Here is a 7655-nt window from a genome sequence, read left to right as displayed (position 1 = left end):
CTTTACATCACTAAAACATCCAAAATAAGATATGTTATCTACAAAATCATCTTCAGAATCTTTCTTTTGAAGAGTAAGATAGTATATACCAAGTACTATATCCTTACTAGGTACTATGATAGGCCTACCATTAGAAGGGCTAATAATGTTATTAGTTGACATCATAAGAATTCTAGCTTCAAGTTGAGCCTCGAGAGAAAGAGGAACATGAACAGCCATCTGGTCACCATCAAAATCAGCATTAAAAGCTGTACAAACAAGAGGATGTAGTTGTATTGCCTTTCCCTCAATAAGAATTGGTTCAAATGCTTGTATACCAAGCCTGTGTAAAGTAGGAGCCCTATTAAGTAAAACCGGATGCTCTTTAATTACTTCTTCTAATACATCCCATACTTCTGATTTTTCTGCCTTTACCATCTTACTTGCAAACTTAATAGTAGGAGCAATGCCATACATTTTAAGTTTTGAATAAACAAAAGGCTTGAATAATTCAAGAGCCATTCTTTTTGGTAACCCACACTGATATAATTTTAAAGTAGGACCGACAACTATCACAGAACGCCCAGAATAATCCACTCTTTTACCTAAAAGATTCTGGCGAAAACGCCCTTGCTTTCCTTTCAGCATATCACTCAAAGATTTCTTGTAGCCAAAATTACCAGCTTTATTCGTAAAAATATTACGACGGCTATTATCAAACAAAGAATCCACTGCCTCCTGCAACATTCTTTTCTCATTACGAATCATGATTTCTGGAGGATTTAGGCTAAGTAATTTCTTAAGCCTATTATTTCTATTAATAATAGTTCTGTAATGATGATTAAGGTCGGAAACTGCAGGGCGACCACTTTCAAGTGATACTAGAGGACGTAAATCTGGCGGTAATATAGGTATAGTTGTAAGCACCATCCATTCAGGTTTATTACCAGACTTAATGAAACTTTCAACAAGGCTTAACCTTTTTATGATTTTTTTTCTTTTTAATTCAGAAGTAACAGATTCTAATTCTAATCTAAGATCTCTTCTAATAGCATACAAGTCTAACCGAGATAGCATCTCTCTTATAGCTTCAATGCCTTGCATAGCAACTATGCTACCATCTCCATAATTATCCCTAGTTTCATTATAAGCTTTTTCAGTAATTATCTCACCTTTATTAAATGATGATATTAAAGGGTCTATTACAATATAATTCCCGCTATATAAAATATGTTCAATATCTCTTAGGGACATGTCTAATAATGCTCCTATCCTAGAAGGAAGTAACTTTAAAAACCATATATGTGCAACAGGCGAAGCAAGCTCTATATGCCCCATCCTTTCTCTTCGTACTTTAGAAGATGTCACCTCTACTCCACACTTATCACATACTATTCCCCTATGTCTTCTTTTTTTATACTTTCCACACAAACATTCATAGTCATTTACAGGACCAAAAATTTTAGGACAGAATAGGCCTCCCTTCTCAACTTTGAACGTACGATAATTTGCTGTTGAAATATCTTTTACTTCACCATAAGACATAGATTTAATACTCTCAGGACTAGCAATTGATATATTTATTTTATCAAAAGACCGTGCAATATTAGTAGAAGATACATTATATATAGGTGTGTCATTCTGCTTTAAAACTACATTAAGACACAAAGATTGAAGCTCCTTTATCATCACATTAAAAGACTCAGGAAGCCCGCACTCAAAATTACTATCACCTTTAATTATTGACTCATAAATTTTTACTCTACCATCCATATCATCAGATTTTACTGTAAGCATTTCCTGTAATGTATAGGCAGCACCATAAGCTTGCAGAGTCCAACATTCCATCTCACCAAAGCGCTGGCCACCAAAATGAGATTTTCCTCCCAGAGGCTGCTGAGTAACAAGACTATAAGGCCCTACAGAACGAGCATGAATTTTATCATCAACCAAATGATGTAATTTCATTATGTACATATAACCTACAGTAACTTTACGATCGAATTTTTCATCAGTACGACCATCATATAAGACTACTTGCCCAGAAGGATCTAGATCAGCAAGCTTAAATAACTTAGTAATTTCTTCATCTTTTGGACCTTCAAATACTTGTGCGGAAACAGGAACTCCATCGCGCAATCTATCTGCAAAACTCACCAAATCTTCATTATTCATCCTACAGATATCTGCACAAACAGATTTATCATTACTAAGGTCATAAATTTCAATAAGTAAATTACGTAGATTACCTAAATGTACACCACAAGAATCTAAGTAATATTGAATAACATCCTTCAATATACTATTTAAATTTTTTGCTTCTTGAGAAAGAGCATTATAACTTTTCATAAAAGCAAAAGTTAAACTTAAGTTGTTTGCGACTTTTGATGCATCAGAAACGATAGAATTTAAAAAAGAGTTATCACCTAAATTATCGATTTGTTTATAACAATCCAAACTAGCTTTAACAATTTCATCAACGATTTTGCCTACTTTTTCTCCCAATTTTTTAGAAGCCCACCCTACATGACTTTCAAGTATTTGACCTATATTCATTCTGGAAGGCACACTTAGAGGATTTAAAATAATATCTACAGGTGTGCCATCATCAAGATATGGCATATCTTCTACTGGAACAACTCTAGAAACAACACCTTTATTTCCATGTCTACCAGCAACTTTATCTCCTGGTTGTAAACTATGTTTTACAGCAACAAAAACTTTTACTATCATCAACACACCTTGAGGGAGATCATACCCTTCATTTAATTTTTTTACTTTTTGCTTACAATGCTCCCTTGCATCACATACCATTCCATTAAAATCTTTATTTAATCTGTTGATTTTTTCGCGAATAATAGAATCTTTTACAGCTATTTCCCACCATTTTTCACGATCAATTGAATTCAAAAATTCCTCGCTTTTTATGTTAGAATTGATAAGAATTTTCTTCAACTCGTCGTAAAAATATCCATGAGCAACACTAATTTTATAATCACGCTCCTTTTCATAATTATTAATTTCCTTTTGTTTGATTAATAATGCTCTACCATTTTCTTCAACTCCTCTACGAGTAGAAATATGCACATCAATTACTGTACCTTCTACATCAGGAGACAAATATAAAGAAGAATCTGCACAATCAAACGATTTCTTACCGAAAATGATCATTAACAATTTCGTTTCAGGTGATAATGTAACAGAAGGTTTAGGAGTAACTTTTCCTACAAGCATATCTCCTGCACTAACTCTTGTACCAATGTTCACTATACCATGATCATCTAAATGATATAAATTTTCTTCATTAATATCAGGTACAGAACGAACTATTTTTTCTGGTCCTAAAGGAGTATCATGGACAACACATTCAAACTCCTCTATATGTATTGAAGTAAAGTAATCTTTCTTGACTACATTACTAGAAATAATGATAGAGTCTTCAAAATTATAACCTTGCCACGACATAAATGCCACTAATAGATTTTTTCCAAGAGCAAGCTCGCCGTTACTAATTCCTGGACCATCGGCAATTACATCATTTTCTCTTACATAATCACCAACTTGTACCAAAGGCTTCTGATTAATACAAGTATTGTGATTAGAACGCTGAAATTTCATTAAGTGGTAAATATCTATACCCAAGTAATCAGTACTTTCTTTGTCAAAAGCACGTATCACTATTGAATTTCCATCAACACCATCAACTATACCAGAACGCTTAGCCAAAATAACAGCACCAGACCCAGAAGCAATAAAAGATTCCATACCAGTACCAACTAAAGGAGCACTAGGCTTTAGCAGTGGCACTGCTTGACGTTGCATATTAGAACCCATCAATGCTCTCGTAGCATCATCATTCTCTAAAAAAGGAATGAGGGAAGCTGCAACTGATATTATTTGTTTAGGAGAAACATCAATATAGTTTACTTTGCTACTATTTATCATAGTAAAGTCACCGTTATGGCGACAGTATACAACATCATCAACAAGGCGATTATTTTTATCAAGCTTGACATTAGCATCTGCTATGTAATATATACTTTCTTCAATAGCAGAAAGATATTCTATCTCTTGAGTAACAACTCTATCCAACACTTTCCTATAAGGACTTTCGATTAATCCGTATTGATTAATACGAGAATATATAGCTAAACTGCTAATCAACCCTACATTTTGACCTTCTGGAGTTTCAATAGGACAAATTTTACCATAATGAGTTGGATGAACATCTCTTACCTCAAATCCAGCTCTCTCCCTAGTTAAACCACCTGGTCCTAACGCTGATAACCTTCTTTTATGAGTAACTTCAGATAAAGGATTTGTTTGATCCATAAACTGTGATAATTGAGAAGAATTAAACAAATCTCTTAAAACATTAGTAAGTATTTTAGGATTAATAAAATCAGAAGGATTAACCTTATCTAAACTGGAAGTTGACATACAATCAATAACTGCACGCACTAATTTAAGCAAACCAGATCTAAATTGATTTTCAATAAATTCACCTGCTGACCTTACTCTTCTGTTTCCAAGATGATCTATATCATCTACTTCTTCTCTGCCATCACGTACCAATATTAACTTTTTTATAACCCTTATAATATCATCAAAAGTCAAAGTACTAGAGTTCTCATTGTAATTTGACCCAAAACAAGCATTAAGCTTTAATCTTCCAATACCAGATAAATCATAATATTCTGGATTAAAGAAAAGATTTTTAAAAAAATCCTCCATTGTTTCTAAAACAGGAACTTCCCCTGGACGCAGAACTTTATAAATTTCAGATAAAGCTTCCTTATAAGACATATCCTTCTCTAAAAAAAGAGTATTTAAAATATAAGGACCAACAACAGAAACACTATCTATATTTAGTAGATAGATTTCATCTATAGAAAAAACTTCAAACTTTTTTATATCCTCCAACTTGATTGGCTCACCAGAAGATAAAATTTTAGTACCACTAGCACTATCTACTAAATCATTACCAAGAAAAGAACCAATTATAGCACTAGACGGTATCAAGTAATACTTTAACCCATCTTCATAAAGACGCTTAGCTAACCTAGCAGTAATACGCACATTAGCCTTCAATAAGACATTATTATTAATATCCATTAAATCAAAAGGCAACTTCACTCCCTTAAAATTCTCAGGTATAAATGGAACTTTCCATTTATCTTGATGCCTTGTATATTTAATTTTTTCATAGAACGTATCTAGTATATCATTATTTGATAAACCTAATGCTTTTAGTAATACAGAAACAGGTAATTTCTTTTTTCTATCAACACGGAAATATAAATGATCTTTAACATCAAATTCAAAATCAAGCCATGAACCTCTATATGGGATAACTCTAGCAGAATAAATAAATTTGCCAGAAGCATATGTTTTTCCTTTATCACTATCAAAAAACACACCTGGAGATCTATGCATCTGCGAAACTATTACTTTTTCTATTCCATTAATAATGAAAGTCCCTTTATCAGTCATCATTGGCAACTCACAAATACGAACTTCCTGCTCTTTCGTGTGTTTTACGTATTCTGCTATATTTTTATTAGTATCAATGGCATTATAATATTCATGTAAAGATTTACCCTCTTGAATAATAGCAAGTCGTATCGATACATTAATAGCAACAGAAAAAGTAATGCCACGCTTTACACAATCATGTTCAGTGTACTTAGGATCCTCTATCTTACAATCCACAAACTCAAGAACTGCTCTATCTAAAGGATCATTTATTGGAAAAATTTTACAAAGAATATCTGCAAGTTTTTTATTACCATTACTTTGATCAATAAAGGAACCATAAGATTCTTTTTGCACCCCAATTAAGTCTAATAAAGAATCCTCTAGGCCAATTGACTTAGAATAAGAAATTCTAGGAACAGACAGATAAGATTTATTAGTATACGCAGCAGAAGCCATCAAAAATTACCCAAAACAAACAAAAAGCTTACAAACATTAAAATGTATTAACAATACGCTCTACTCAAGATCTACCTTAGTAGCACCTGCATCAATAAGTTTTTGCTTTATCTTATCTGCTTCATCTTTAGAAACATTTGTAACTAAATCTTTAGGCAGAGATTCAACAAGTTCTTTCGCTTCTTTTAAACCTAATGTGGAATTTATTTCCCTAACAGCCTTAATAACCTTTATTTTGTCACTTGCATTAATTTCTTTAATTACAACTTTATATTCACTTTTTTCTTGCGCAGCAGAAGAAGTAGAATTTTCAACAGTTGAGCTAGAAGCAACTCCAGGAGAAGAAAAAGCAAAAGAACCAACTGGTAAACCTATTCTTTCCTCCAATTTCTTGACAACTTCAGCAGCTTCCAAAATACTTAAAGACAGTATCTTATCAACCAAATCACTTGTTATATTATTCATAACTATTACCTATATTAATAATAAATTTATTTTTCGGAACTACAATAATTAAGTATTTTCCCTAATCTCATCATAGGAGAGTTAATCGATAATGCTAATCGAGAAGGAACACTATAAGAAATCAAATGCATAATCTTGATGCGCAATTTATCCAGAGATGGCAACTCAGCTAACTCACTCACCTCTTCAACTGTTAAAAAACGCTTTGAGAGAGTTGCACACACAATTGATACCCTTTCTTTATCCAACCCTACAATCAACTTTGCAATCTCTATAATGCTAGCATCAGTATAAACAAGAGCTACAGGACCAAAAAATTTATCTAATAAATAAGAAAAATCATTGGTTTGCTTCAAAGCTAATCGAGCTAAAGTATTTTTAATTACTAAAAATCTACCATTAACTCTTTTTAAGTCATTTCTAATACTTAAAGATTCAATTGAATTTAGGGACCTAAAGTTCACTAAAATTAAAAAATTATTAGCCAAAAATATATTCATTATATTTTGTATGCATATATCCTTTATCTTACGCTTCATTATCACTACTTCCCCTTAAATTATACTTTCTACTTTATCTATTTTATAAGCCTTACCCATAGTTGAACTAAGGAAGACACTTTTTATAAAAGCCCCTTTCACAGAAGAAGGTTTACTTGCTACAATAGCTTTCAAAAAAGCTTTAAGATTAACTAATAAATCATCAATATCAAATTTAATAGTACCAAGCTTACCATGGACTATACCATTTTTTTCAGATTTAAACTTGACCTTACCTGATTTTATAGACTTAACTTCTTTTATTATATCAGATGTAACAGTACCATACTTGGGATTTGGCATCAAGTCCTTAGAGCCTAAAATTTTTGCAATAGGCGCGATTAAAGGCATAATGTCAGGGGTTGCTATGCACCAATCAACATTTAATCTTTTATTGCTCTTTACCTCTTCAATTAAATCAACTCCCCCTAGAAAATCAACTCGCTCCTCCTCTGTTTTTAATAAAACTTCATCATGGGCAAAAACTGCAATTTTAGGCAACTTGCCTATCCCCTTTGGGAAAGTTACCACGCCACGCACCCGCTCTTCAGACTTTCGTGAATTAATATTGAGATTCACAGAAACATCAATCGATTCAATAAATTTAGCCGAAGCAGAGCTTATAATATTGCAAAAACAATCATAAGCATTATATATACTATTAGCTCTTTGTATCATCATTATCCTCCATCACTTCTATACCCATAGAATGAGCAGTACCAATAACTTCACTTACCT

Annotated in this window: 4 protein-coding genes; all 4 read right to left on the bottom strand. The window is 32.6% G+C overall.

The window, feature by feature from the left end; all coding sequences use genetic code 11:
- The coding region (rpoB, locus tag V6U76_RS03600) for a DNA-directed RNA polymerase subunit beta (protein ID WP_333023657.1) at positions 1–5913 on the bottom strand (5913 nt) is incomplete at its 3' end.
- A 60-nt stretch (positions 5914–5973) separates the two neighbouring features.
- A complete protein-coding gene (gene rplL, locus V6U76_RS03595; RefSeq protein ID WP_333023656.1) occupies positions 5974–6378 on the bottom strand; it encodes a 50S ribosomal protein L7/L12 in 405 nt (134 codons plus the stop codon).
- Between the two features lie 26 nt (positions 6379–6404).
- Entirely contained in the window at positions 6405–6917 is a 513-nt protein-coding gene (gene rplJ / locus V6U76_RS03590; protein ID WP_333023655.1) for a 50S ribosomal protein L10, read from the bottom strand.
- A 15-nt stretch (positions 6918–6932) separates the two neighbouring features.
- On the bottom strand, positions 6933–7598 hold the full coding sequence (gene rplA / locus V6U76_RS03585) for a 50S ribosomal protein L1 (protein WP_408647422.1): 666 nt from the start codon (positions 7596–7598) through the stop codon (positions 6933–6935).
- Positions 7599–7655 lie beyond the last annotated feature (57 nt).

The sequence above is a fragment of the Wolbachia endosymbiont of Pentidionis agamae genome, from assembly GCF_036711655.1.
Lineage (GTDB): Bacteria > Pseudomonadota > Alphaproteobacteria > Rickettsiales > Anaplasmataceae > JAZHPY01.
The sequence above is the reverse complement of the archived record's forward strand: the minus strand, read 5'-3'. Positions and strand labels throughout refer to the sequence as shown.